The following is a 23580-nucleotide window of genomic DNA, read 5'->3' on the forward strand; positions in this document are numbered from 1 at the left end:
ATTCATGCCATGCTCACCCTGACTGGCGAAGCGCGGCCGTCGCGCTCAAGAGACGGTTGATCTCGGCCGCTCCCGCCGGTTCTCCGACCAGATAGCCTTGCGCTTCGCCGCAGCCGGCCTTGCGCAGCATATCGAGCTGCGCTTCGTTCTCGACGCCTTCGGCGGTGACGGTGATGCCGAGCTCGGCGCCGAGCCCGATCACCGTGCGCACGATCGCGGCCGTATCGCGCGTGTCGAGATCGTGGATGAAGGAGCGGTCGATCTTGATCTTGTCGACCGGAAAGCGCCGCAGATACCCAAGCGAGGAATAGCCGATGCCGAAATCGTCCAGTGCGATGCGCACGCCGAGCGCGCGCAACTGGCTGAGCGTCTTCAGCACCGTATCGCTCTCATCCATCATCACCGTTTCGGTGATTTCCAGCTCCAGCCGGCCGGCCGCCAGACCGGAATGGGCAAGCGCTGAGACCACGCTGCGGGCAAAACCGCCGCTCTTGACCTGCGCCGGCGAGACGTTGACGGCGATGCGAACGTTTTGCGGCCAGTTCGCGGCGGCGCTGCAGGCCTTGCGCAAGGCCCAGTCGCCGAGCTGCACGATCAGCCCCGTCTCCTCGGCCGCGGCGATGAAATCCTGCGGTGGCACCAGCCCGCGTGACGGCGAACGCCAGCGCATCAGGGCCTCGGCGCCGACGATGCCGCCCGAGGCGATGCCGAGGATCGGCTGGAAGTCGAGCTCGAACTCGCGCCGCGACAAGGCTGCCTCGAGGTCGATTTCGAGCGCACGGCGCTCGCGCACCGTCGCGTCCATGTCCGGCTCGAAGAAGCGGTAGACATTGCGTCCCTCGCTCTTGCCCCGGTAGAGCGCGAGGTCGGCATTGGTGAGCAGCGTGTCGGCATCGGTCCCGTCGCCGGGATAGAGCGCGATGCCGAGGCTGACGCCGACATGCATCTCGCGGCCCTTCTCGCGGAAGGGTTTGTCGCGATAGGGTTTGCCGACGACATCGATGACGCGCTTGGCGAGCTTTTCGGCATCGGCCATGCTTTTGATATCGAATTGGACGATGGCGAATTCGTCGCCGCCGAAACGCGCCACCACGTCCTTTTCGCCGCGCAGGCAGCGCTGCAGCCGCTCGGCCACGCATTTCAGCAGCCAGTCCCCGGCCGGGTGCCCGAAAGTGTCGTTGACGGCTTTGAAGCGATCGAGATCGACCGAGAAGATCGCCATCGGCGCGACCGTGGTCTCACCGAGAGCCTGGTCGAGCCGGTCACGGAACATCGAGCGATTGGGCAGGTTGGTCAGCGTGTCGTGATGCGCAAGATGCGTCATGCGCTCTTCGGTGCGCCGGCGCTCGGTAACGTCCTCGAAGGTCGCCACCCAGCCGCCGCCGGTAAGCGGCTGGCGCGAAACGAACAACGTGCGGCCATCGACCAGTTCGCGATAGCTCGAACGGGATTGGCCGGCCTCCAGGAGCGCCTTTGTCCTTGCCACCTCCGCATCGATGTCGATGGCCACGAAGATGCCGCGCCGCACAAGCTTTTCCAGCATCTGGCGATGGGTCATGCCGAGCGCGAAATCGGCGGCTTTTGCCTTGCACAGATCCAGAAAGCGCTGGTTGCGCACGATCAGCCGGCCTTCCGCGCCGTACATCAGCAGGCCTTGCGACATATTGGCCAGAGCCGCGTCGAAAAGCCGGTGCTGCTCCTTCAACTCCGCCTCGGCGCGCCGCTGCGCGGTCTCGTCCTCATAGATCGAAACCCAGCCGCCGGAAGCCAGCGGCCGGTGCGAGATGACGATGATGCGCCCGTCCGACAGCGTTTCTTCGTAAGTCGAAGCTTTCGCACCGTCGATATAGGGCTTGCGGATGGCGTAGAGTTCCTCGGCACTCTGCGAGGCGACACCGATTTCGACGCTGTGCTGCAGGATGTCGAAGAAGGCGATGCCCGGCTTGATCAGCTTGGCATCGAGGTGGAAGATATCGAGATAGTTGTGGTTGCAGATGATCATCCGCTCATTGGCGTCGAACATGCACAGCCCATGCGACATGTTCTCGACAGCGGCGGAAAAGCGCTCGTTCTGGGCGCGCAGCTCGTCCGCCATTCGTCGCGCCGGACCAACGCTGGCCGCTCTCCGCCTCCTTGCGGTCGAAGCAGCCTTCATATGAGCGACGGGCATGGGCGCGCCTGCGGACCGTGACTGAACACGGTAGTGTCGCGGTCGCAGGTTAATTTAACGTTTTTGCAATCAGCCGACTGCACCAGAAGCGAGACGCTGCCGCGACGTCTCCAGCGCCTTGAAGCGCTTCAGGAAGGCCGCCTGCGCCCAGGTCACCGAGCGCGGCGTGAAATCGAAGCGGTCGGCGGAAAAGCCGCGCGGCCGGCCGAAGAACTCCGTCGCTTCCGCCGCCGAGAAGCCGGCAAGCAGCGTTGCCTCGTAATAGGCCGCGATCTGGTCGGCGCGCTTGATGTCCTTGCGCAGGGCGGCGTCGAGCTCGGCTGGCAGCGAGAAGCGCAGATGGATGGCGTGCTGCAAACGCAGCTCGCAGTCCTTGTAGGAGCCGCCCATCACCGATTTGAACGGCGAGATCATGTCGCCGATGACATATTCCGGCGCGTCGTGCAGCAGCGCCGCCAGCCGCGCTTCGGCCGGCGCGGCCGGCACGAGCTCGCCATAGAGCGCCTCGACCAGCAGCGAATGCTGGGCGACGGAAAAGGCATGGTCACCGCTGGTCTGGCCGTTCCAGCGGGCGACGCGGGCCAGGCCGTGGGCGATATCGGCAATCTCGATATCGAGCGGCGAGGGGTCGAGCAGGTCGAGCCGCCGGCCCGACAGCATGCGCTGCCAGGCGCGCGGCGGCGCGCCGACCCGGTCGGCGGCCATCAGGCCTCCTCCGCGCTGGCCGCGTCCTGCGGGAAAGAGAACTTCGCCCAGGAGGGGATGGCCAGCGCCACGGCCACATCGCCGGCCATGATCGCTTCGCCGGCATCGACGGCCGCCTTGACGCGATCGATGCGGGCAATCGCTAGAGCGGTCTTGCCGCTGACCGATCCCAGCGCCCCGACCGGCCGGCCGGCAACGGTGAGCTCGGTGCCCGAAGCGGGCAGGGCGCTGCCGGCGGAAGCGATCAGCACGCGGCGTCGCGCGGTGCCGCGGTGCTGCATGCGCGAGACCACTTCCTGGCCGATATAGCAGCCCTTCTTGAAGCCGACGCCATCCGTCTCGTCGAGCAGCACGTCATGCGGAAAGGCGTCGCCGAGCTGGTAGTCAAGACCGCTTTCCGCAATACCGCTGCCGATGCGCAGCGCCTGCCAGGCATTGATGTCACCCCCGTCCCGCGCGACGCCGCCATAGGCGCGTTTGACCGCGACATCTCGGAAGCGTGTGTCGGCGAGCGCGCTTGAATCAGAAAATGAGGCGGTTGAATCATTGTCCCACGAGACCGTAACAAGCGCCTGATCCTGCTTGGCAATGTCGGCCTTGGCCCTTAGCCGGTAGAGCATCAGCCGGCGCACGAAATCATCGGCGATGTCGGCCCGGCATTCGAGCCGAAAAGCGTTGTCGCCGGCGCGCGAGATCAGGAAATCGAACAGGATCTTGCCTTGCGGCGCGAGCAGCGCGCCGGGCTTGGCCTCGCCGGGTTTCAACGCATCGAGGTCGGTGGTGAGGATGTTCTGTAAAAAATGCTCGGCATCCGGGCCGGAAACGGAAATGAGCGCGCGGTTGTCGAGCTGGGCAAAGGGCATGAGCGGATTGGGCCTGATCTTGCAAAACGGTCGCTCATTACGTAAGCCGGCCACACTCCCCCCGCAAGAGATTGGACCTGCCCATGGCAACCACCTTCGACCTCATCCTGACAGGCGGCACGGTGGTCAACCATGACGGCGGGGGTTTTCGCGACGTTGGCGTCAGGGACGGGCGAATCGCGGCCATCGGCGATCTCGGCCAGGCTTCCGCCGGCGAGACCATCGACTGCACCGGCCTGCACATTCTGCCCGGAGTCGTCGACAGTCAGGTCCATTTCCGGGAGCCTGGGCTGGAGCACAAGGAGGACCTGGAGACGGGCTCCCGCGCGGCGGTGCTGGGCGGCGTCACCGCCGTTTTCGAGATGCCCAACACCAATCCGCTGACCACCAGCGAGGCAGCGCTTGCCGACAAGGTCCGCCGCGCCACCGGCCGCATGCATTGCGACTTCGCCTTCTGGGTTGGCGGCACGCGCGACAATGCCGGCGATGTCGGCGAGCTGGAGCGGCTGCCGGGGGCTGCCGGCATCAAGGTGTTCATGGGCTCATCCACCGGCGACCTTTTGGTCGAGGATGACGAGGGCGTCGCCTCGATCCTGCGCAACACGCGCCGCCGCTCGGCTTTCCATTCCGAGGACGAGTTCCGCCTGCGCGAGCGCCTTGCCGAGCGTATTGAAGGCGACCCATCTTCCCATCCGGTCTGGCGCGACGAGATCGCGGCGTTGCGCTGCACGGAGCGCCTGGTGCGCATCGCCAGACAAACCCGCGCGCGCATCCATGTGCTGCACATCTCGACGGCCGAGGAGATCGTCTTTCTCGAACAGCACAAGGATGTCGCCACCTGCGAGGCGACGCCGCACCATCTGACGCTGACCGCAGACGACTATGCGCGGCTGGGCACGCTGATCCAGATGAACCCGCCGGTGCGGCCATCGCGCCATCGCGACGGCGTCTGGCACGGCATTTCGCAAGGCATTGTCGATGTGCTGGGCTCCGATCATGCGCCGCACACGCTTGCCGAGAAGGCGAAGCCCTATCCGGCCTCGCCGTCGGGCATGACCGGCGTGCAGACGCTGGTGCCGATCATGCTCGACCATGTGAACGCCGGCCGGCTTACCTTGCAGCGCTTCGTCGACCTGTCCAGCCACGGTCCCCAGCGCATCTTCGGCATGGCCAGGAAAGGCCGCATCGCCGCCGGCTATGACGCCGACTTCACCATCGTCGACATGAAGCGCCGCGAGACCATCACCAACGCGCAGGCCGGCTCCAAGGCCGGCTGGACGCCCTATGACGGCAGGAAGGTGACCGGCTGGCCGGTCGGCACCATGGTGCGCGGCACCCGCGTCATGTGGGAAGGCGAGATCGTCACGCCCGGGCAGGGCAGGGCAGTGGAGTTTTCCGAAGCGCTGCCGGCTTAGGGCCTCGTTGGATTTCTTAAGCGCTCTGCATTATGTTTGGCGGGCTATGACCGTTAACATTGCGCCGATCGTTCCCGCGGAATTTCCCGAGCTCCAGGCCCTTGCCTGGAACCGCGATGCCGCTCGCCCGATCCCGGCGCAGGAGGCCTTCGCGCTTTATGAGCGCAATTGGCGTTTTGTCGACCAGAAACGCCTTACCGCGCGCGAAAAGCTGCTTATCAAGAAACTGGCTGACGAATTTGGCCACGGTATCCTTCTGACCACGTCGTGAAACCCGATCTTCCTGTCCTGACGGTTGCTGCCACGGCACCGGACGGGAACACCGCGAGCAGAGAGATCATTAAGGCGTTCACAAAAACCAGAACATCGGACCATCGCTGAGGCCCTCGACGCGACTGAAGCTTTGCAAATGGAGGCTTCGGTTGGAGAAGATGCGATTGCTGCCCTGCGGCTGGAAGCAACTCGTATATGGCCGCAAGCCAGTTTCGGAGAGAGGAACTCCTAGCTCTCAATCCCCGGCGACAAAGAACAGCCACTGGCCGCTCGGCGTGATGCCGACACGATAGAAGATGTAGGCGCCGAACTGCTTCATGTCATCATAGTCGCTGGCGGTGACCAGCTTGAACAATTCGACGCGCTGCCTGGCATCGAGCTTGTCGAGCGGCAGCGCGAAGAAATACGGCCACACATAGAGTTCCTGCGGCGTGCCGACGTCGACATGGACGTAACCGGCCGAAAGCACCTCTTCCAGGATGGCGAGGATTTCCTGGCCGTCGCTGTCGCCGGACAGCCCCTTGAGGAAGGTGATCGGGTCGCCGTCGATGTCGCCGAGCGACAATTGCGTCATGGATTCGCCCTTGCCGATCAGCGGCCGGAGCTTTTCGATGTCGCCGCTCTTGCAGGCTTCGATGATCAGTTCGTGCATGCGCTTGACCGGCTCGGGAAGCGTGTTGAGATCGTAGACGACGGGCGGCGGCGGCGCGTCCGGATCGGCGCGCGGGCTGGTGATGCCGCCATTGGCCGGCACGTCTGGCTCGGTCTTATCGGTATCGGCCGGCTGGTCCGAAGGCTTGGTGCCGGGCGCCTGCGGCATCGGCACGGTGGCCCCGGGCGCGGCGGTGCCGCTGTTGGCCGGCGGCGCGACCGGGGAAGGCAGGTCCTCGCGCTGGATTTCGCTCAACGCATAGGAAGGCGTGCTGGTCAGGCATAGAGCTAGCGGAAACGCCAGGCAGCACACGGCGGTCAAGATGTTGAGGGCCAGCCTGCGCGGCCGGCCTGACATCGAAAATCTCACCGCTTGCCTCTCCATGGTTCTCGGGCTCGCCAGAGCAATTCCAAAGAAAGTCCGCAACGGCTTTCCGTCTGGAATTGCGTAAACAATGGCTAGAGCAATTCGGCGATTCTACCAAATGCTGAATTGCCATGGGTCGGCGCTCTGAATTGTTGCGAGCGCGTGGTGATGATGCCCAAACGGCGCGTCGCCGTCAAAAAACGACTGTCAAAACAGTTAGCTAGTGCTTGAACCGTTCCGGCTCGAAAGCGCCGGCGATCACCTTCTCGCGCATCCGGTCGAGCAAAGCGAGTGCCGAGGTCTCGCCATTGGCGCGCAGCATTTCGCCGAAGGCGGTCTCGAGTGCTGCCTCGGCGATGATTTCCGGCTCGATGCCTGCCGACAGGCCCTCGGCCCAGGCCTCGCTGTGGCTCTCCACGGCGGTCAGGCGCTTTTCTTCCCGGACCAACGCGTCGATGTCGCTGACACCATGTTCCATGCGATTACCACCTTTTGTCAGCGGGCGATCCGGCGAGGATGGATCGGGCTTGACCAGTCAGTTCGTCCGCAGTCTCGATTAAGTCTTTGTAAATACGACATTTTTAGGGTCGAAGCAACGAGACTGCTCTCAATCGAGATCAAGCTTAGCCGATTAGGCCGGCCTGCGGGGTTAAAACCTTCAGTTTGAGTTAATTCCGCAATTGCGCACTAACGTTTCATTAACGCTGTTGCACAAGTGCAACATATGATTGCACCAGAGCGGCACAGGAAACAATAAGGCACGTCACTCAGGCGCCAATTGTCACAGAAAACTGCATGGAACGGTCGGATTCCGGCAGTTCGGCATCAATTGCCGTAGCGCGACGCGATATCGCGCGACAGCGTCTCGCCTTCCTTCATGTAGCGGGCAATGGCCTCGGTCGCAGAAGGCGTGCACTGCGTATAGATGCCGCTGAAGGAGCGGTAGCCGCGGTTGAAGGAAGCAATGAAGCGGGCGCGCCGCTCGGGATCGGGGTTTTCCGACTCGAGCAGTTTTTCCATCTCGCCCCGCCACTGGTCGCCCTTTTCGCCGCAGAGATTGCGCAGGAAATGCAGCGAGCCCAGCACTTCGGCGAGCCGCATCAGTCCCGGTTCGAATGGCGCCTCGGCGGCCGGCGCCGGACGCGCCGCTATAGCGATGCTGACAGCAAGGCATGCGGCGAGAAGGGGCGAGGCGCGGTTCATCAAGGCTTTCTGACGAAACATTCTATCGCCCGCAAGGCTATTTTCGACGGTGTCCCGGTACTTCAGACCGGCCCGAGCAATTCCTCTGCCACCGAAAACACATCGCCCGCCAGTGGCATTTCAGCCATTTCCGCCAGCGTGTAGAAAGCGGCCGTTTCGGCATCGTCGCTGGCCACCGGCTCGCCGCCGGCATAGGCGGCGCCGAACACCGTCAGCAGATAGTCGACCGCGTGGTTCTCGCCACTGCCGTCGATATGGATATCGCGCAGCGGGCGGTAGTTGGTGACCTCAAGTCCAGTCTCTTCAAGCAACTCGCGCGCGGCGGCGGCAGCGAGTGTTTCACCGGCTTCGACCTTGCCGCCGGGATAGGCGTAGAGGCCCTGCGACGGCGCCCGGGCGCGCTTGACCAGAAGCACCGTCTTGCCGCGCACGACGGCGACGGAAACGGCGGGGATGATTTTGCGTGCTTCCATCGGATTGCCGGATGTTTCCCGAAGGCCTGTTGTGGATCGATCGGCCCGATCAAGCTTTAACCGTTGCGATGCGGCGGTTCCATCGCCACTTTCATCGAGACATCAATCGAAGAGCCCGATCCCATGTGCGGACGCTTTGCCCTGACCGCCACGCCCGATCAGACCGCCGCCTTCCTTGGCCTTGCGGAACTGGAGGAATTTCCGGCCCGCTACAACATCGCGCCGACGCAGCCCGTGCTGATGGCGCTTGCCGGGCCGCAGCGCGAGCCGGGCTCGAACCTGCCGGAACGCCAGGCGATGCTGGTGCGCTGGGGCCTGATCCCGGCCTGGGTCAAGGACACCGGGGAATTTCCGCTGCTTATCAACGCCCGCTCCGAAGGCGTGCTGGAAAAGGCCTCGTTCAAGACCGCCATGCGCCATCGCCGCGCGCTGGTGCCGGCCTCCGGCTTCTATGAATGGCAGCAGTCGGGCGGCGGCAAGGGCCAGCCTTACTGGATCCGGCCGCGCCGCGGCGGCGTGGTTGCCTTCGCCGGCCTGATCGAAACCTATGCCGAGCCGGGTGGTTCCGAGATGGACACCGGCGCGATCATCACCACCCAGGCCAACGCCGGCATCGCCCATATCCACGACCGCATGCCGGTGGTCATCGACGAGCGCGATTTCGCCCGCTGGCTGGATTGCCGCACACAGGAGCCGCGCGACGTGCTCGATCTCTTGAAGCCGGTCGAGCCCGATTTCTTCGAGGCGATTGCGGTTTCCTACCTCGTCAACAAGGTCGCCAACACCGGGCCGGGGATTCAGGAGCCGGGCATGGTTTCGCCGCAGCCTGAAAAGGTCAGGCGCCAGAAGCCCGGCGCGGACGAAAACCAGATGACCTTATTCTAGCGAAGGCTCTTTCGGAGGCCTTCATCTCCACGGCGCTCGTCGACACCCTCATCGCCGGCGCCTCCGTTGTCGGAGGCTGTGGCGCCGTTTCAGGCGGCGCGTGGCGAGACAATCTTCTGGGCCGGCTTCTTCTTCTTGGCGGTATGAAGAAGGGCTGCGACAATCGCGGCCGGGCCGATGGCGCGGTAGTGGTTGGCCAGTGCGGGCTGCGCTTGTCGGTTCTGTTCCTGCTTGCTGCGTGCCATTGTTCTCTTCCCTGGTAACGTTTCCGTGTTGAGCGTTTGCCGGTCGATTCGGACCAAATCGTGACATGGCGACGGTCTAGCCGGCGAATGTTTCATCACTGTGCCGACATGTTTAATAAAATGTTTCGGCCGGTTTTTACCTGTGATCCAACGACATTTTTCCCAAGCAGAGCGACTTGACGGCAACACCGGCGGGCGCGATAAAGCCGGCCATGAAAACGTCTTTCGCCATTTGTGGCATTTGCATTATTGGCTAGCCTCGCGCTGGTCCGGACGTTTTCGCCTCATCTTTCCCCAGATTGGACAAACGCCCCGGCCAGCAGGCTGGAGCCCGATTTGTGCCTTCGGCACGAAGTTGGTTCCAGCGAACCCAAACCAAGGACCGGGACCGCATGTCTGACGCATCGAAGGGCCTCAATCTCTACAACACGCTGACGCGGACGAAGGAGCGGTTCGTTCCGATCGATCCGCAAAACGTGCGCATGTATGTCTGCGGCCCGACGGTCTACGACTTTGCCCATATCGGCAACGCGCGGCCGGCGATCGTCTTCGACGTGCTGTTCCGTTTGTTGCGCCATCTCTACGGCGAAAACCACGTCACGTATGTGCGCAACATCACGGATGTCGACGACAAGATAAACGCCCGCGCATTGCGTGACTTCGGCGATGACATCGCGGCCGGAAGGCTGTCGCTCAACGAGGCCATCCGTAAAGTCACCGAAAAGACCGCCGGCCAGTATCACCGGGATGTCGCCGCACTCGGCTGCCTGCGGCCGACCTACGAGCCGCGCGCCACCGAATTCGTGGCGCCCCGCGCCGACGGCAAGGCCGACATGCTGTCGCTGATTTCACAGTTGATCGAGCGCGGCCACGCTTATGTCGCTGGCGGCGAGGTGCTGTTCGACACCGCCTCGATGCCCGACTACGGCGAATTGTCGAAGCGCAATCTCGACGAGCAGCAGGCCGGCGCCCGCATCGCCGTCGACGCACACAAGAAGAGCCCCGGCGATTTCGTGCTGTGGAAGCTGTCCTCCCCGGAAGAGCCCGGCTGGGAAAGCCCGTGGGGCAGGGGTCGTCCAGGCTGGCACATTGAATGCTCGGCCATGTCGGCCGCCTATCTCGGCGAGGTCTTCGACATCCATGGCGGCGGTCTCGACCTGATCTTCCCGCACCACGAGAACGAGATCGCCCAGTCGCGCTGCGCCCATGGCACCAGGGTGATGGCCAATGTGTGGATGCACAACGGCTTCCTGCAGGTCGAGGGCCAGAAGATGTCGAAGAGCCTCGGCAATTTCTACGCGATCGCCGAGCTGTTGGAGACCGACAGTTTCGGCGGCCGCAAATGGCCGGGCGAGGTACTGCGGCTGGCGATGCTAATGACGCATTACCGCGAGCCGATCGACTTCTCCGTGCGCAAGCTGGAAGAGGCGGAAAACACGCTGCGCAAATGGAAGCGCGCCGCGGATCTCGCGCCCCAGGCGGCCGGCGAGCTCCCGGCCGAAGTGGTCGAGGCGCTGTCGGATGACCTCGCCACCTACACCGCCTTCCAGCGGCTAACGCAGCTTGCCGGCGAGGCAATCGATGCCGGCGGCGAAAATGCGGCGGCGTCGCTGAAAGCGGCGCTTACCTTCCTCGGCTTCGATGTCGGCGCGGCCCAGGTGGATGAGACAGCGGTCGCCAAGGCCATCGCGGATCGCCTGAAGTTCATCGCGGCCAGGAACTGGGCTGAGGCGGATCGGGTTCGCGACGAGCTGTTGACGCAAGGCGTGCAGCTGAAGGATGGCAAGGACCCGATTAGCGGCGAACGCGTGACGACGTGGGAGATCAAAAGGTGAGGGTGGGTGCTCGGACTGCAGGATTGGAACGGTTGGAGCGAGGCCCCCCTCTCTGTCCTGCCGGACATCTCCCCCTCAAGGGGGGAGATTGGACGTCGTCTCGGCTTTCGCCAATCGCCGACGTTGAAAGATGGGCGCCGTCATCGAAGCTGCTGATCTCCCCCCTTGAGGGGGAGATGCCCGGCAGGGCAGAGAGGGGGGCCTCGCGATGACCCATCATCGGGTACCCACCCTCAATCGCCGCAATGCGCGCAAGATGCGCAAGGCGATGACCGATGCCGAGCTGAAGCTTTGGAATGAGGTGCGTGCCGATAGGCTGATGGGAATGGCGTTCAGACGCCAGATGCCGATAGCTGGCTACATCGTTGATTTTGCCTGCCCCAGCAAGAAGCTGATTGTCGAGTTGGACGGATCGCAACACGCTTCGCCGGAGATAACCGCATCCGATGCCGCGCGTACTGCCAAGCTCGAAGCGCTAGGCTGGACCATCCTGCGCTTCTGGAACGACGACGTCATCCGCGATATCGACAATGTCTGCCGGCACATCGTGATTGCGGCCAGACTGGCCGTGGCCAAGGTGCCCGCACCACGAACGGAGGAGCTCGTCCCATGATCGATCATCTCGGCATCAACGTTGCCGATTTCGACGCCTCGAAAGCTTTCTACGACAAGGCGATGGCGCCGCTCGGCGCTTCGCTGCTCTATATGGTGCCTGAGGAATATACCGGTGGCGCCAAGGTTGGCGGCTATGGCCGTGACCGGCCGGTGTTCTGGCTGCAGGCCAGCACGGATGAGCCGAGGACCCATCAGCACGTCGCCTTCACCGCGCGCAGCCGCGCAGAGGTCGATGCTTTCCATCTCGCGGCACTTGCCGCCGGGGGCAAGGACAATGGCGGTCCAGGCCTGCGCCCGCACTATCATGCCAACTATTACGGCGCCTTCGTCTTCGATCCCGACGGCAACAATGTCGAGGCGGTGTGCCATGCCCCTGAGTGACCTGATGAACCGGAGGGATCGATGAGCCTCGACAACCGGCCGATCTATACCGGCGGCTGCCAGTGCGGGGCCGTGCGCTTCCGCGTCGAGGGCACGCTGGGCGACGCCTCTGTCTGCCATTGCCGCATGTGCCAGAAGGCGAGCGGCAATTTCTATCTGCCGCTGGTCTCGGTGCGCGGCGCTAAGCTCGACTGGACGCGCGGCGAACCGAAGCGCTTCCGCTCCTCCAACGCCGCCTGGCGCGGTTTTTGCGCCGAATGCGGCACGCCGCTCACCTTCGAAGCGCCTGACGGCGTGGCGCTTGCGATCGCCGCCTTCGACGACCCGACCGGCATCGCGCCCACCATCCAGTGGGGCGTCGAGGCAAAACTTCCTTATGTCGACGGCATCCCGAAGCTGCCGTCCGAGGACACGATGGGCGACGTCTCATCCGCGCCCTATCTCGTCGAACTCGTCTCTTACCAGCACCCCGACCATGACACCGACCAATGGCCGCCGGAGGAAAGACCATGACCGATCAAGTTCGAACCGGCGGCTGCCAGTGCGGCGCCATACGCTTTCGCGTGCACGGCAAGCTCGGCCGCCCGTCCATCTGCCATTGCCGCATGTGCCAGAAACAATTCGGCTCCTTCTTCGGCGCGCTGGTGACGGTACCGAAGGACAGTGTCGAGTGGACGCATGAGGAGCCGAGCTATTTCCAGTCCTCGGTCAACATCGATCGCGGCTTCTGCGCCCGCTGCGGCACGCCGCTGACCTACCGCCAGCCCGGCGCGCTGGAGATCGCCATCGGCGCCTTCGACGATCGCTCGGATCTCGCGCCGCAGATCCAGGTCAATTACGCGGTGCGATTGCCCTGGGTGGAAAAGATCTTCGAGGCGCCGGTCCACGACGATCCCGACTTCTACAGAAGGCAGGAGCAGATCATCTCCTTCCAGCATCCCGACCACGAGACGGCCAACTGGCCGCAACAGGGCCTGAAACTATGACTGTTCACAGCACGTCCTTGCGCACGCTCTACCCCGAGATCGAGCCGTTCGAGACCGGCATGCTCGATGTCGGCGACGGCCACACCATCTATTGGGAGCGCTCCGGCACCAAGGGCGCCAAGCCGGCGGTGTTCCTGCATGGCGGCCCCGGCGGCACGATCTCGCCAAAGCACCGGCGGCTGTTCGACCCGAAACTTTACGACGTCATTTTGTTCGACCAGCGCGGCTGCGGGAAATCGACGCCCAACGCCTCGCTGGAGGCTAACACCACCTGGCATCTCGTCGCCGATATCGAGCGGCTGCGCGAGATGGCGGGCTTCGACACATGGCTGGTCTTCGGCGGCTCCTGGGGCTCGACGCTGGCGCTCGCCTATGCCGAGACGCATCCCGAGCGCGTCAGCGAGCTCGTCGTGCGCGGCATCTACATGCTGACCCGTGCCGAGCTCGAATGGTATTATCAGTTCGGCGTCTCGGAAATGTTCCCCGACAAGTGGGAGCGCTTCCTGGCGCCGATCCCGGAGACCGAGCGCGGCGACATGATGGCCGCCTATCGCAAGCGGCTGGTCGGGTCCGACCGCAAGGCTCAAGTTCAGGCAGCCCTTGCCTGGAGCCTGTGGGAAGGTGAGACCATCACGCTTCTGCCCGAGCCCGAGACCAGCGACCCGTTCGGCCAGGACGACTACGCGGTGGCGTTTGCCCGCATCGAGAACCATTATTTCGTCCATGCCGGCTGGCTCGAAGAGGGGCAATTGTTGCGTGACGCCTGGAAGCTGAAGGATATCCCCGGCATCATCGTTCACGGCCGTTACGACATGCCATGCCCGGCGAAATATGCCTGGGCGCTGCACAAGGCGTGGCCGAAAGCGGATTTCCATCTGATCGAGGGGGCAGGGCACGCCTATTCGGAGCCGGGCATTTTGGACCGACTGATCCGGGCAACGGATAAGTTTGCTGGCGGCAAGGCCAGTCACAACGAAAGCTGAAAAATGGGCGAGACCCTCACCGGCGGCTGTCAATGCGGCGCTATTCGCTATAGGGCGCGTAATGCCACCGATCCCGCAATCTGCCATTGCCGGATGTGCCAGAAAGCCGCCGGCTCGGTGTTTTGGCCTTTTCTCAAAGTGCCTCTTTCGGATCTCGAATGGACTCGTGGCCGCCCAGCCCTCTATCGCAGTTCGGAGGTGGGAGAACGTGGCTTCTGTGCCGACTGCGGGACTCCGCTGACCTTTTGGCACGTGGGCGCGGAGACGATCGATCTTTCAATAGGCAGCCTCGACGACCCTGCGCTTATGGAACCAATTCGGCAACATTGGGCTGGGGCTCGTATGCCATGGTTCACTAAATTGGCCGGCTTGCCCGAGGTAGGAAGTTCGGCTTCCCCGGAAGAGATTCTGCGCCGGCGCCCCTTTCAGCACCCGGATCACGACACGGGCGAATGGCCGAACTCAGGAAATCTCCGATGAAGCAACGCCTCTATCTCTTCGACACCACGCTTCGCGACGGCCAGCAGACGCCGGGCATCGACTTTTCCGTCGAGGACAAGATCGCGATTGCCAAGCTGCTCGACGCGTTCGGCATGGATTATGTCGAGGGCGGCTATCCCGGCGCCAACCCGACCGACACCGCCTTCTTCCAGAAGAAGCGGACTGAGAGCGCGAAATTCGTCGCCTTCGGCATGACCAAGCGTGCCGGGGTTTCCGCCTCGAACGATCCGGGTCTCGCCGCGCTGGTGCAGTCGAAGTCCGACGCCATCTGCTTCGTCGCCAAGAGCTGGGATTATCATGTGCGTGTGGCGCTCGGCTGCACCAATGAGGAAAACCTGGAATCGATCAGGACTTCGGTCGAGACCGCCGTCGCTTCGGGCAAGGAAGCGATGGTCGATTGCGAGCATTTCTTCGATGGCTTCAAGGCCAATCCGGACTATGCGCTGGCTTGCGCGAAGTCGGCATATGATGCCGGCGCGCGCTGGGTGGTGCTGTGCGACACCAATGGCGGCACGCAGCCTTCGGAAGTGCGTGCCATCGTCGGCAAGGTCATCGCATACGGCATCCCGGGCGACCATCTCGGCATCCATGCCCATGACGACACCGGACAGGCGGTGGCCAATTCGCTCGCAGCCGTCGAGGCCGGCGTGCGCCAGATCCAGGGCACGCTGAACGGCATCGGCGAGCGCTGCGGCAACGCCAATCTGATCTCGATCATCCCGACATTGTCGCTGAAGCCGGCCTTCGCCGACCGCTTCGAAACCGGCATCTCGGCCGAGGCGCTGACCGGCATCTCGCGGCTTTCCCGCGCCTTTGACGAATTGCTCAACCGCGCGCCCGAAGCGCAGGCGCCCTATGTCGGCTCCTCCGCCTTCGCCACCAAGGCCGGCATCCATGCCTCCGCCTTGGCCAAGGAGCCGGCGACCTACGAGCATGTGCCGCCGGAAGCAGTCGGCAACCGCCGCCGCGTCATGGTGTCCGACCAGGGCGGCAAGGCCAATTTCCTCGCCGAGCTGAAGCGGCGCGGCATCGACGTGCCGAAGGACGATCATCGTCTCGACGCGCTGATTTCGGTCGTCAAGGAGCGCGAGGCCGAGGGCTATGCCTATGAGGGCGCCGACGCCTCGTTCGAGCTCTTGGCGCGCAAGATGCTGCACGGCCTGCCGGAGTTCTTCAACGTCACCTCGTTCCGCTGCATGGTCGAGCGCCGCTTCGATGCCAATGGCAATCTGAAGACCGTGTCCGAGGCCATCGTGAAGGTCGAAGTCGACGGCGACGAGAAGATGTCGGTGGCCGAGGGACACGGCCCGGTCAACGCTTTGGACATCGCGCTGCGCAAGGACCTCGGCAAGTACCAGAGCGAGATCGTCGATCTCGAGCTCGCCGACTTCAAGGTGCGTATCCTCAACGGCGGCACTGAGGCGATCACCCGCGTGCTGATCGAATCGCATGACGGCACCGGCGCGCGCTGGTGGACGGTCGGTGTCTCGGAAAACATCATCGACGCCTCCTTCCAGGCACTGATGGATTCGATCGTCTACAAGCTGATGAAGAACCGCGAGATGGCTGGGCTGGTGGCGGCGGAGTAGGGCGCGTGGGCTTCTCGATAAGCTGGTTCGGCTTTCGCGGTTACGGGATCAAGGACGCCGCGGCCCTGTTCGGCAGGGACGTCGGCGATTCGTCGGAAGATTTTGATGCTCCCATAAGCGCCTATCGAAGCAACAAGAACTGGGCGATCATCATCCTGGATTATTGCAGCTTTCTCAACCCTCCCGACAGTTACCTGTCCGTGTTCTCGCAGGGTAGGGAGGTGGCCGTCGTGCACGTAGAGGAACATCAGATGTTCGCGCGCGCCGAATTCTGGAGCAACGGAAAGAACATCTGGCGAGTGTGGCATAGTGGCGACAAAAACATCAGGGATCTTCACACCACCGGCGATGTTCCAGCCTCCTTTGACGCTTTGAGGCAGCAGGCCTTTTCAAAGCAGGACAAGGACGACGATGGTGCCGACCACATCTTCGATATCCCTCTCGATCTGGCGGCCGAGCTGACAGGGTTCAGGCACGACGAAGGAGCGCCGGACCGCCTCTTCTTTGAACTTGTCGAGAAACCGGCCAAGCATTGAACATTGGTTCGCTGACCGGACGGCTCTGTAGCCCGCCGCTTGACCCATCACCGAAAGTCCATTGATCCATCATAACTTTGTGATGGTCTTGTGAGGCCCGCTGGGCCATAGCGTCGGGCCATGGCCACCGAAACCGCTCAGCTCGATCAAGACGCCAAGGCCCGCCGTGGCTTTATGCTGGCGCTCGGCGCCTATTTCCTGTGGGGGTTGCTACCCTTCTACATGAAGGCGGTGGCGCATCTGCCGCTTGCCGAAGTCATCTCGCACCGCATCCTCTGGTCCGTGCCGATCGGCGCGGCCGTGCTCGTCTGGGCCGGCCGTACCGCCGACTTCAAGGCGGCGATCCGCTCGCCCCGGAGCCTTGCCATGGCCGCGCTGACGGCGGTGCTGATCTCGATCAACTGGGGCATCTATGTCTGGGCGATCTCGGTCGACCGCACCGTCGAGACCGCGCTCGGCTACTACATCAATCCGCTGGTCAGCGTTGTTGTCGGCGCGCTGCTGCTTGGCGAGAAACTCGACCGGCTGCAGATCATGGCAGTCGCGTTGGCGGCGATCGCGGTGGCGGTGATGACCATCGAGGCCGGTAAGCTGCCCTGGGTGTCGCTGGCGCTCGCCTTCTCCTTCGCCGCCTACGGCTTCTTCCGCAAGACGCTGCCGATCGGGCCGAGCCAGGGTTTCCTGCTCGAAGTGCTTTTGCTGTCGGCGCCGGCGCTCTGCTACATCGTCTACCTGATCGCCACCGGACAGGACCATTTCGTCTCCGGCACGGCCGGCGATACCGCGCTGCTGCTCGGCTGCGGCCCGGTAACGGCGATCCCGCTTCTGTTCTTCGCCTTCGGCGCCAAACTTCTGCGCCTCTCGACCATCGGCATCATGCAATACATCGCGCCGACCATGGTGTTCCTGATCGCCGTGCTTGTCTTCGACGAGCCCTTCGGCACGACCGAGGCGATCGCCTTCGTGCTGATCTGGATAGCGCTCGCAATGTACAGCTGGTCGATGTTCAAGGGCCGCGAGATCCGCCAGCCGGCGCCGGCGACGCGCTAAATTCAGAAGGGGCAGGTGGCGCATGTATACGCTTCACATCGCCAACAAGAACTATTCGTCCTGGTCGCTGCGGCCATGGCTGTTGCTGCGTGTCCTCGGCATTGCCTTCGAGGAGCGGCTCACGCCGTTTCCAGGCGGACCGAGTTTTGATTTCTACAGGTCGTTCTCGCCCAACGGCCGCGTGCCTTGCCTGATCGATGATGGCTGGGCGGTCTGGGATTCGCTCGGCATCGTCGAATATCTGGCCGAGCGGCATCAAGGCGTGTGGCCGGCCGACGCCAGGGCGCGCGCCTGGGCGCGTTCGGCCGCGGCAGAGATGCATTCGAGCTTCACGGCGCTGCGCAATGGCTGCCCGATGAGCTGCGGCGTGCGTGTGGCGCTTTCGCCCCTGTCCGACGCGCTGAAGCACGACATCTTCCGCATGGGCGATCTGTGGAACGACGGCATTGCCCGCTTCGGCGGGCCTTTCCTGACCGGCGATCGTTTCACGGCGGTCGACGCCTTCTTCGCCCCAATCGCGTTCCGGGCGCAGTCCTATGGGCTGGTGTTCGAAGGCGCCGCCACTGCCTATCCTCAGCGGCTGCTAGACCTGCCAGCGATGCGCGAATGGTACGCAGCCGGCCTCGCCGAAACCTGGCGGGAGCGAGGCCATGAAGCGGAAGTCGCGACCGCCGGCACGCTCATCGAGGATTTGCGCGCGACCGCTTAGCGCTACACCCGCCCGATCCGCCGAACGATCATATACACGATGCCCGCGATGATGGCGGAGATTGCCGTCACTACCCAGAAGCCGAGCGGCGTGTCAACCAGCGGCAGCCCGCCGACATTCATGCCGAACAGCCCCGAGATGATGGTCATCGGCAACAGCACCGCCGTCATGACCGAGAGGATGTAGAGCAGCTGGTTCGACCGCTCTGTGAGCTTGGCCATCAGCTCGTCCTGCAAGAGACGCGTGCGCGCCTGCAGCTGTTCGCCGTCGTGATGCAGTGTGTGCGCCCGGTGCGAGAGCCGTGTCGCCATGTCGTTGATCGGGTCGGGCAGCTCGTCGCGATGCGCATGGTCGAGGTGGCGGAAGAGGTTGGTCAGCGTCGCCATCTGCCGGTGGATGATCACCAGCTGCCGGCGCGCATCGACCAGCGCCTGGCGCTCGCTGTGCCATGCATCGACGACGATGCGGTCCTCGATGCCGTCCAGCGTGTCGCCCATCTTGTTCAGCTCGGCCGCCATGCCGTCGAGCGACTGGCCCATCACCGCCTCGATCAGCTCGGCCGGCGTGCGGAATTTTCGCGTGCCGCTTTCGACCAGCTTGCGGATCTTGTCGACCGATTCCAGCGGCTGCTTGCGCGCGCCGACCAGCATCGTCTCGTTGAAGGCGAAGCGGAAATGGGTGAGCCCGCGCGCCTCGGCGAAGTCATGCCTCAGGTCCGGCAGGTCGCCATAGAGAAAATCATCCTCGAAGTCGATCTGGCAACCATGGCTGGGCGACAGCAGCGCCTCGCGCACCGGCCCCGGCAGGGCCTGCTCGGCGCCGATTTCCTGGCGCGCGCGCATGTCGGTGATCTGGTAGCTGCGCCAGGTCCAATGCGCCTCGGCGGGATCCTTGGTGCGCGAGCCGTCGGCCTTGAAATGATAGATGAAAAACAGCCCGTGCTCGTCGGGCAGATAAGGCGACAGGTCTGTGCCTTCGGAAGGCTGCGCGATGTTCATGGTGGCTTCGCCGTCTGATGTACCTTGGTCGCTGCGCGGCCAACGCAACTTTATCACGGCGAAGATTGTCTGGTGTGACGGTTTGGTGAAGGGCCGCGACCCCGAAACCCATGCCGTCCTATCCGCGCCTGGCGAACGGGTTGCGCAGCCAGCGCAGTGGCGCGGTCAAACGCCAGCTGGTCGAAGCGAGCATGGCTTGGCGCGCTTTGAGAAGGTCATCTCTCTCCCGATTGATCGCTTCCTTTTCGCGAAGCAGCTCATCGAGCCTTGCGGTCTCGGCGTGGAACTCCGCGAGTTGGGTTTGCAGATTGCCGATCGAGCGTCTCGAGGCGGATTGTTCGGCGCCGATCATAGGCCCGAGCGCCGCCCTGGCACCGTCAAGCCGGATGCGGATCGCATCGAGTTGGCCGCGCAGGTCCGGGCTGTCGCCGTCGCTCGCCATCGCACGCAACAGCCCATAAGCCTCGATCACTATCGCTGGGGCGTCCCGGTGATCGCGAAGGTCCTGCATTGTGCATCGTTGGTGTTGCAGGTCTTGCGAGAGCAAACTCCCGGCGTCGATGCCGGGATGTTTTGGCCATGCAAAGCCAGCCGTCTCTGCGGCCTTCTTCAACTGACCTTGCCAGTCCGCGAGGAGTTCCTCGTGCAGCAGCAAACAGCGCGGCATGCCTCTTGAGTGATGCTCGGCATCGAGCACGTGCCGCAGCCAGACCAGCAACGAGCTGGCTACCGGGAGACCGTCCCGCCTCGCGATCGAATGGGCGACTTCGAGCGGGTTTCGGATCGGAAGCAGCGCGATCGGCTCGATCCGCATCTCGCCGAGGATCGACGACACCAAGGGAACGAAACGGCAGATACGCGGATCCTTGATGAAGAACAACGGCTCGTCGCCGAACTCGCTGGCCAGGATCGCCTTGAGCTTGTGGCGGTGCCCTTCTACTTTCGTGGAAGCCATCCAGTCCGGGTCGAGCGGCAGCCAGTCGTGCCAGCGGGAGCCAGCCGCGGCGAGCAGGTTGTTGGCGGCGGCGTTGACGCGCAGGCTTTCGAAGTAGCCGCGCGGATTGTCCTTGTCTCCCGACATGAGGGTCTTCGGACCGGCCGCTCCAAGTGCCTTGACCATGCCGCCCAGCAACGAAGTGCCGCTGCGGTGCATGCCGAGGATGAGGATCGCCTTTCTTTGCGCGGGAGCGGAGCGAATATCCGCCGCGGTGCCGGGCTCGGCATGCTCCTCGAGCGGCAGCCGCGCCTGAAGCCATTCGGCGATCCCGGCCGGCAGGTCCAGCCTGCCATCGAAGATCGGGTTCGCTTCCGTGGAGCCCGCCGTGAACAGCCCGTGATAGTGGATATGGACCAGCCGCGCCGGGTCGATCGGCTTCGGCCGCGTCAGATTGTGCAGCGGAAGATTGTGCGTTTCCGGCAGGCAGCGGACCGCGTGATTGCCGGCCACCGCGGCCAGCGAAAAAGCCGCCTGGCTGGTGCCCCAATGGGTCGTCGCATCGCCGCTTTTCGTGCCCGTGCCGGTCAGGTAGGTCGGCTCCTGGTCCCGCCATGGTTTCAGCTCCGCGGCCACCAATTGCCTGAAGATGTCCTCGGTGCGCTGGAATAGGCCGCACGCCCGGCGGGCGGCGATCAGCCCGCCATTGTAGCTTGCCTTCACCACTGCGGAGCCGTCCGTCGTCGCCACGAACGGCACATGGTCGTAGTCGACGCCGGCAAGCTGGCACGCGGCTTTCCAGAACGGGTCGAAGGGGTCGCCCGGACCGGTCGTGCACATGCCCTTGCTGTCGACCGGGCGCGCCGCGGCGTCGCAGCCTTCAAGCGAAAAATCGGGTTCGTCGATGAAGATCGCGTCGCTGTCCAGCTGGACGATGATCGGGGGCCCCGGCCGGCGCTCGACATGCGCAAGCGAATGAACCTTATAGGAGGGGCCATATCGCGGGCTGCAGCTATCGATCTCGATCGGCAGGTATTCTACTTGCAACTGCTCGAGTTTGCGGAGCGTCGACGCCGATGGGCGGCGGTCGCTTCTTGGCGAAACCACGCTTATCCTGCATCGCGCATAGGCGCCGGCGAAAGAGCGTATGCTTTCGCAAAGCAGCAGCGCCTGCGCTTCGAGCACGCCGGCCTCGGCGATCAGAACGAATTCGACGCTCTCGGCCGGACTTTCGAGCAACGGCTTTGCCACGGCAGCCGGCAATCCGATCGGCGGGCCTGCTGTTGCGAGCGGCACGGTCTTCTGGACGATGAGCTGCTCGCCGCGATGCAGTTCGCGATATTCGCCGCGATGGCCGCTGAGGAAGGTGTCGATGCCAAGCTTCGGGCGGTCGGTTTCTTCCGCGAAGAACGACCACTCGTAGTCGTCGAAGATGATGAGCCCGCCTTCGTCGAGCATCTGCCACGAGGCGACCGCATCGGCCAGCACGTCGGCGCTACGGTGGCTGCCATCGATATAGATCAGATCGAAGCGGCGCCGCGCGGCGACGAGGCTGGCCAGCGCCTGCGACGACACGGCCTTGATCTTTTCGAACCGTCCCGCGAATTCGGCGAGATTGGCGTCGAAACGCTGCTCGATATGCGGCAGCTCCGTCGACCATTTGAGGCGAAGCGCGTGCTCGGCGCTGCCCCCGAAATTATCGATGCAGGTCAGATGGCAAGACGGCAGATAGCGCAGGAAGAAGATCGCCGACCGACCTTCCCATGAGCCGATCTCCAGCACGTTGAGCGGCTGCTCGCGCCGCGCCGAGAGCACCGAAGCCCACACCGGGAAGAATCGCGATGTCCAGTCGGTCGAGAGCGTCTTGCCTGAAAACCATGTTGAAGGATCGGCGTGCGTCATTCCCCGTCCCTGCGTCGCCGAAGGATCGGGCCCGGCCTGATGTCGAACCGTGCTTGATCGGATACGCGACGCGAAGCCCAAAGCCACGCGTCTGGCGGCGGCACGGGTCGCCGCAAGCGGATGCAGGCGCCAGCATCGCAAGCACAACATCAGCGTATCCGTGAGCCTGAGCGGCGGACTGGCCAGCATGCGCGCCGCGATCCGGCGCTCGAGCTTGCGCGCCGCCGCCGCATCGTCCGCGCGCTTGAAGGGTCGCGACGCCGCGAGAAAGGCGCCGAGCACGCCAAGCAGCTTGCGGTAGGCCTCGGCCCGTCTTTCAATCGCGATGTCCGTGCCGCGGATGAAGCCGGTCATGTCGCGCGCGAAGGCATCGTCGTAAAGATCGTAAGTCAGCCCGATGCGGGCCCAGGACGCCTCCCGGATAGCATGGGTGCGGTTACGGGCATTCTTGGCGTTGGCCACGGTCAGCCCAAGCGTGTTGAGGCGGTAGAGCGTCAATGGCTCGGCAAGGTTGCGTGCCCTGCATAGCGGCAGCATGTCGAACCACAGATAGTGATCCTGCGAGACGAGTTCGTGCACCCGGTAGGTGCCTGCCGTTTCGAACAGGTTTTTGCGATAGGCGACCGCCGAATGATAGAACGGGCAGTGGAACAGTATGGTCCAGCGGATTTCGAGGTCCGTCTCAGGCATCGGTTGCGCGCCGACGACCCGGTCCTGCTCGTCGATCAGCGTCACCGCGCTGCCGACCAGGCCGAGTTCGGGGTCCTCGTCCAGCGCCGCCAGCAGCCGCCCGACATGCGCGGGCTCGGCGATGTCGTCGGAATCCAGCCGCAGGATGATGTCGCCGCGCGCCGCCGCGATGCCCCGGTTAGCCGCCGCGGCCGTGCCGAGATTGGCCGGGTTGGTCAGGATCCTGATGCGCGGGTCGCGGCGCGCCAGGGCCTCGAACACCTCGCCCCGGCCGCTGGCGTCGTCGACGATGATGAGCTCGAGATCGTCGAATTCCTGGGCAAGGATGCTGTCGACCGCCGCGTCGAGAAACCGCTGGTCGGTATAGGCCGTCATCACGACGGATGCGCGCGGAACGTGCCCTGACGTCTCGTCTCGTCTTCCCTGCAAGCCCAGCCTCCGATCGGTTCACCCCGGATAACCAAGCGGGCCGGGCATCGCAAACGAAAATGTGATCGGGCTGGCCCCGGCAGCGGAATTCAGCTTCCGCCAAGACGCCGAACCTCGGGCCCCAAAAATTCTTCCGAACCCTGGGAATAAAGCTCCGGGCTTCCGGGTCTTGCTGTGTAGCGAGGCCATCCT

The 23580-nt window shown here is 63.9% G+C and carries 24 protein-coding genes; 14 read left to right on the forward strand and 10 right to left on the reverse strand.

The annotated features are described in order from the left end of the window. Positions 1 to 13: 13 nt before the first annotated feature. From AB6802_RS23825 to AB6802_RS23835, 3 genes are all read right to left on the reverse strand, one after another. A complete protein-coding gene (locus tag AB6802_RS23825; protein WP_371012636.1) occupies positions 14 to 2095 on the reverse strand; it encodes a putative bifunctional diguanylate cyclase/phosphodiesterase in 2082 nt (693 codons plus the stop codon). A 144-nt stretch (positions 2096 to 2239) separates the two neighbouring features. Then, positions 2240 to 2875, reverse strand: a complete 636-nt coding sequence (locus AB6802_RS23830) for a YfbR-like 5'-deoxynucleotidase (RefSeq protein ID WP_371012637.1) — start codon at positions 2873 to 2875, stop codon at positions 2240 to 2242. After that, positions 2875 to 3738, reverse strand: a complete 864-nt coding sequence (locus AB6802_RS23835; RefSeq protein ID WP_371012638.1) for a folate-binding protein YgfZ — start codon at positions 3736 to 3738, stop codon at positions 2875 to 2877. The genes AB6802_RS23830 and AB6802_RS23835 overlap by 1 nt, the downstream gene beginning before the upstream one ends. Positions 3739 to 3821: 83 nt before the next feature. Here AB6802_RS23835 and AB6802_RS23840 point away from each other — a divergent pair, with 83 nt between their 5' ends. Together AB6802_RS23840 and AB6802_RS23845 are read left to right on the forward strand one after the other, a co-directional pair. Beyond that, positions 3822 to 5153, forward strand: a complete 1332-nt coding sequence (locus tag AB6802_RS23840) for a dihydroorotase (RefSeq protein ID WP_371012639.1) — start codon at positions 3822 to 3824, stop codon at positions 5151 to 5153. 46 nt (positions 5154 to 5199) lie between these two features. After that, a complete protein-coding gene (locus tag AB6802_RS23845; protein WP_371012640.1) occupies positions 5200 to 5424 on the forward strand; it encodes a hypothetical protein in 225 nt (74 codons plus the stop codon). 237 nt (positions 5425 to 5661) lie between these two features. Here AB6802_RS23845 and AB6802_RS23850 read toward each other — a convergent pair whose 3' ends face one another. The 4 genes from AB6802_RS23850 to AB6802_RS23865 all read right to left on the reverse strand — a co-directional run bounded on the left by AB6802_RS23850 (position 5662) and on the right by AB6802_RS23865 (position 8120). Further along, complete coding sequence (locus AB6802_RS23850; RefSeq protein WP_371012641.1) at positions 5662 to 6447, reverse strand: hypothetical protein; 786 nt, start codon at positions 6445 to 6447, stop codon at positions 5662 to 5664. Positions 6448 to 6664: 217 nt separating this feature from the next. Beyond that, positions 6665 to 6922 carry a hypothetical protein gene (locus tag AB6802_RS23855; RefSeq protein ID WP_371012642.1) on the reverse strand — a complete coding sequence of 86 codons (258 nt, stop codon included), beginning with the start codon at positions 6920 to 6922 and terminating at the stop codon, positions 6665 to 6667. Between the two features lie 347 nt (positions 6923 to 7269). Next, a complete protein-coding gene (locus tag AB6802_RS23860) occupies positions 7270 to 7647 on the reverse strand; it encodes a TIGR02301 family protein (protein WP_371012760.1) in 378 nt (125 codons plus the stop codon). A gap of 62 nt (positions 7648 to 7709) precedes the next feature. After that, the gene (locus AB6802_RS23865) at positions 7710 to 8120 is read right to left on the reverse strand and encodes an NUDIX domain-containing protein (protein ID WP_371012643.1); all 411 of its coding nucleotides are present in this window, start codon (positions 8118 to 8120) and stop codon (positions 7710 to 7712) included. A gap of 123 nt (positions 8121 to 8243) precedes the next feature. Between AB6802_RS23865 and AB6802_RS23870 the strand changes: the two genes are divergently transcribed. After that, positions 8244 to 9005, forward strand: coding sequence for an SOS response-associated peptidase (locus AB6802_RS23870; RefSeq protein WP_371012644.1), 762 nt, complete (start codon positions 8244 to 8246; stop codon positions 9003 to 9005). 89 nt (positions 9006 to 9094) lie between these two features. On the opposite strand, the gene AB6802_RS23875 is transcribed toward AB6802_RS23870, so the two are convergent. Next, positions 9095 to 9250, reverse strand: coding sequence for a hypothetical protein (locus AB6802_RS23875; protein ID WP_371012645.1), 156 nt, complete (start codon positions 9248 to 9250; stop codon positions 9095 to 9097). A gap of 392 nt (positions 9251 to 9642) precedes the next feature. On the opposite strand from AB6802_RS23875, the gene cysS reads away from it, so the two are divergent. From cysS to AB6802_RS23930, 11 genes are all read left to right on the forward strand, one after another. Further along, positions 9643 to 11085, forward strand: a complete 1443-nt coding sequence (gene cysS, locus AB6802_RS23880; protein WP_371012646.1) for a cysteine--tRNA ligase — start codon at positions 9643 to 9645, stop codon at positions 11083 to 11085. 208 nt (positions 11086 to 11293) lie between these two features. Beyond that, positions 11294 to 11698: an endonuclease domain-containing protein gene (locus AB6802_RS23885; protein ID WP_371012647.1), complete on the forward strand. Its 405-nt coding sequence runs from the start codon at positions 11294 to 11296 to the stop codon at positions 11696 to 11698. Continuing rightward, entirely contained in the window at positions 11695 to 12081 is a 387-nt protein-coding gene (locus tag AB6802_RS23890) for a VOC family protein (RefSeq protein ID WP_371012648.1), read from the forward strand. The genes AB6802_RS23885 and AB6802_RS23890 overlap by 4 nt, the downstream gene beginning before the upstream one ends. 21 nt (positions 12082 to 12102) lie before the next feature. Next, positions 12103 to 12594, forward strand: coding sequence for a GFA family protein (locus tag AB6802_RS23895; RefSeq protein WP_371012649.1), 492 nt, complete (start codon positions 12103 to 12105; stop codon positions 12592 to 12594). Further along, a complete protein-coding gene (locus AB6802_RS23900) occupies positions 12591 to 13067 on the forward strand; it encodes a GFA family protein (protein ID WP_371012650.1) in 477 nt (158 codons plus the stop codon). Before AB6802_RS23895 ends, AB6802_RS23900 begins: the two co-directional genes overlap by 4 nt. Beyond that, positions 13064 to 14050: a prolyl aminopeptidase gene (gene pip, locus AB6802_RS23905; RefSeq protein ID WP_371012651.1), complete on the forward strand. Its 987-nt coding sequence runs from the start codon at positions 13064 to 13066 to the stop codon at positions 14048 to 14050. The genes AB6802_RS23900 and pip overlap by 4 nt, the downstream gene beginning before the upstream one ends. A gap of 3 nt (positions 14051 to 14053) precedes the next feature. Further along, positions 14054 to 14530: a GFA family protein gene (locus AB6802_RS23910; protein ID WP_371012652.1), complete on the forward strand. Its 477-nt coding sequence runs from the start codon at positions 14054 to 14056 to the stop codon at positions 14528 to 14530. Further along, positions 14527 to 16140 carry a citramalate synthase gene (cimA, locus tag AB6802_RS23915; protein WP_371012653.1) on the forward strand — a complete coding sequence of 538 codons (1614 nt, stop codon included), beginning with the start codon at positions 14527 to 14529 and terminating at the stop codon, positions 16138 to 16140. The genes AB6802_RS23910 and cimA overlap by 4 nt, the downstream gene beginning before the upstream one ends. Before the next feature lie 5 nt (positions 16141 to 16145). Continuing rightward, positions 16146 to 16676, forward strand: a complete 531-nt coding sequence (locus AB6802_RS23920; protein ID WP_371012654.1) for a hypothetical protein — start codon at positions 16146 to 16148, stop codon at positions 16674 to 16676. Between the two features lie 120 nt (positions 16677 to 16796). After that, positions 16797 to 17726 (forward strand): EamA family transporter RarD, encoded by a 930-nt coding sequence (gene rarD, locus AB6802_RS23925; protein ID WP_371012655.1) that lies wholly within the window; start codon positions 16797 to 16799, stop codon positions 17724 to 17726. Between the two features lie 22 nt (positions 17727 to 17748). Next, on the forward strand, positions 17749 to 18435 hold the full coding sequence (locus AB6802_RS23930) for a glutathione S-transferase family protein (protein WP_371012656.1): 687 nt from the start codon (positions 17749 to 17751) through the stop codon (positions 18433 to 18435). A 2-nt stretch (positions 18436 to 18437) separates the two neighbouring features. On the opposite strand, the gene AB6802_RS23935 is transcribed toward AB6802_RS23930, so the two are convergent. After that, complete coding sequence (locus tag AB6802_RS23935) at positions 18438 to 19433, reverse strand: transporter (RefSeq protein WP_371012657.1); 996 nt, start codon at positions 19431 to 19433, stop codon at positions 18438 to 18440. 118 nt (positions 19434 to 19551) lie between these two features. Beyond that, positions 19552 to 23388 carry a glycosyltransferase gene (locus tag AB6802_RS23940; protein ID WP_371012658.1) on the reverse strand — a complete coding sequence of 1279 codons (3837 nt, stop codon included), beginning with the start codon at positions 23386 to 23388 and terminating at the stop codon, positions 19552 to 19554. Positions 23389 to 23580: the final 192 nt, after the last annotated feature.

The sequence above is a fragment of the Mesorhizobium sp. RCC_202 genome, assembly GCF_041355295.1.
Lineage (GTDB): Bacteria > Pseudomonadota > Alphaproteobacteria > Rhizobiales > Rhizobiaceae > Mesorhizobium.

Coding starts and splice junctions, on each gene's coding strand:
- AB6802_RS23825 (WP_371012636.1), bottom strand. CDS start 2,095: ATGGCGGACGAGCTGCGCGCCCAGAACGAGCGCTTTTCCGCCGCTGTC.
- AB6802_RS23830 (WP_371012637.1), bottom strand. CDS start 2,875: ATGGCCGCCGACCGGGTCGGCGCGCCGCCGCGCGCCTGGCAGCGCATG.
- AB6802_RS23835 (WP_371012638.1), bottom strand. CDS start 3,738: ATGCCCTTTGCCCAGCTCGACAACCGCGCGCTCATTTCCGTTTCCGGC.
- AB6802_RS23840 (WP_371012639.1), top strand. CDS start 3,822: ATGGCAACCACCTTCGACCTCATCCTGACAGGCGGCACGGTGGTCAAC.
- AB6802_RS23845 (WP_371012640.1), top strand. CDS start 5,200: ATGACCGTTAACATTGCGCCGATCGTTCCCGCGGAATTTCCCGAGCTC.
- AB6802_RS23855 (WP_371012642.1), bottom strand. CDS start 6,922: ATGGAACATGGTGTCAGCGACATCGACGCGTTGGTCCGGGAAGAAAAG.
- AB6802_RS23860 (WP_371012760.1), bottom strand. CDS start 7,647: ATGAACCGCGCCTCGCCCCTTCTCGCCGCATGCCTTGCTGTCAGCATC.
- AB6802_RS23865 (WP_371012643.1), bottom strand. CDS start 8,120: ATGGAAGCACGCAAAATCATCCCCGCCGTTTCCGTCGCCGTCGTGCGC.
- AB6802_RS23870 (WP_371012644.1), top strand. CDS start 8,244: ATGTGCGGACGCTTTGCCCTGACCGCCACGCCCGATCAGACCGCCGCC.
- AB6802_RS23875 (WP_371012645.1), bottom strand. CDS start 9,250: ATGGCACGCAGCAAGCAGGAACAGAACCGACAAGCGCAGCCCGCACTG.
- cysS (WP_371012646.1), top strand. CDS start 9,643: ATGTCTGACGCATCGAAGGGCCTCAATCTCTACAACACGCTGACGCGG.
- AB6802_RS23885 (WP_371012647.1), top strand. CDS start 11,294: ATGACCCATCATCGGGTACCCACCCTCAATCGCCGCAATGCGCGCAAG.
- AB6802_RS23890 (WP_371012648.1), top strand. CDS start 11,695: ATGATCGATCATCTCGGCATCAACGTTGCCGATTTCGACGCCTCGAAA.
- AB6802_RS23895 (WP_371012649.1), top strand. CDS start 12,103: ATGAGCCTCGACAACCGGCCGATCTATACCGGCGGCTGCCAGTGCGGG.
- AB6802_RS23900 (WP_371012650.1), top strand. CDS start 12,591: ATGACCGATCAAGTTCGAACCGGCGGCTGCCAGTGCGGCGCCATACGC.
- pip (WP_371012651.1), top strand. CDS start 13,064: ATGACTGTTCACAGCACGTCCTTGCGCACGCTCTACCCCGAGATCGAG.
- AB6802_RS23910 (WP_371012652.1), top strand. CDS start 14,054: ATGGGCGAGACCCTCACCGGCGGCTGTCAATGCGGCGCTATTCGCTAT.
- cimA (WP_371012653.1), top strand. CDS start 14,527: ATGAAGCAACGCCTCTATCTCTTCGACACCACGCTTCGCGACGGCCAG.
- rarD (WP_371012655.1), top strand. CDS start 16,797: ATGGCCACCGAAACCGCTCAGCTCGATCAAGACGCCAAGGCCCGCCGT.
- AB6802_RS23930 (WP_371012656.1), top strand. CDS start 17,749: ATGTATACGCTTCACATCGCCAACAAGAACTATTCGTCCTGGTCGCTG.
- AB6802_RS23935 (WP_371012657.1), bottom strand. CDS start 19,433: ATGAACATCGCGCAGCCTTCCGAAGGCACAGACCTGTCGCCTTATCTG.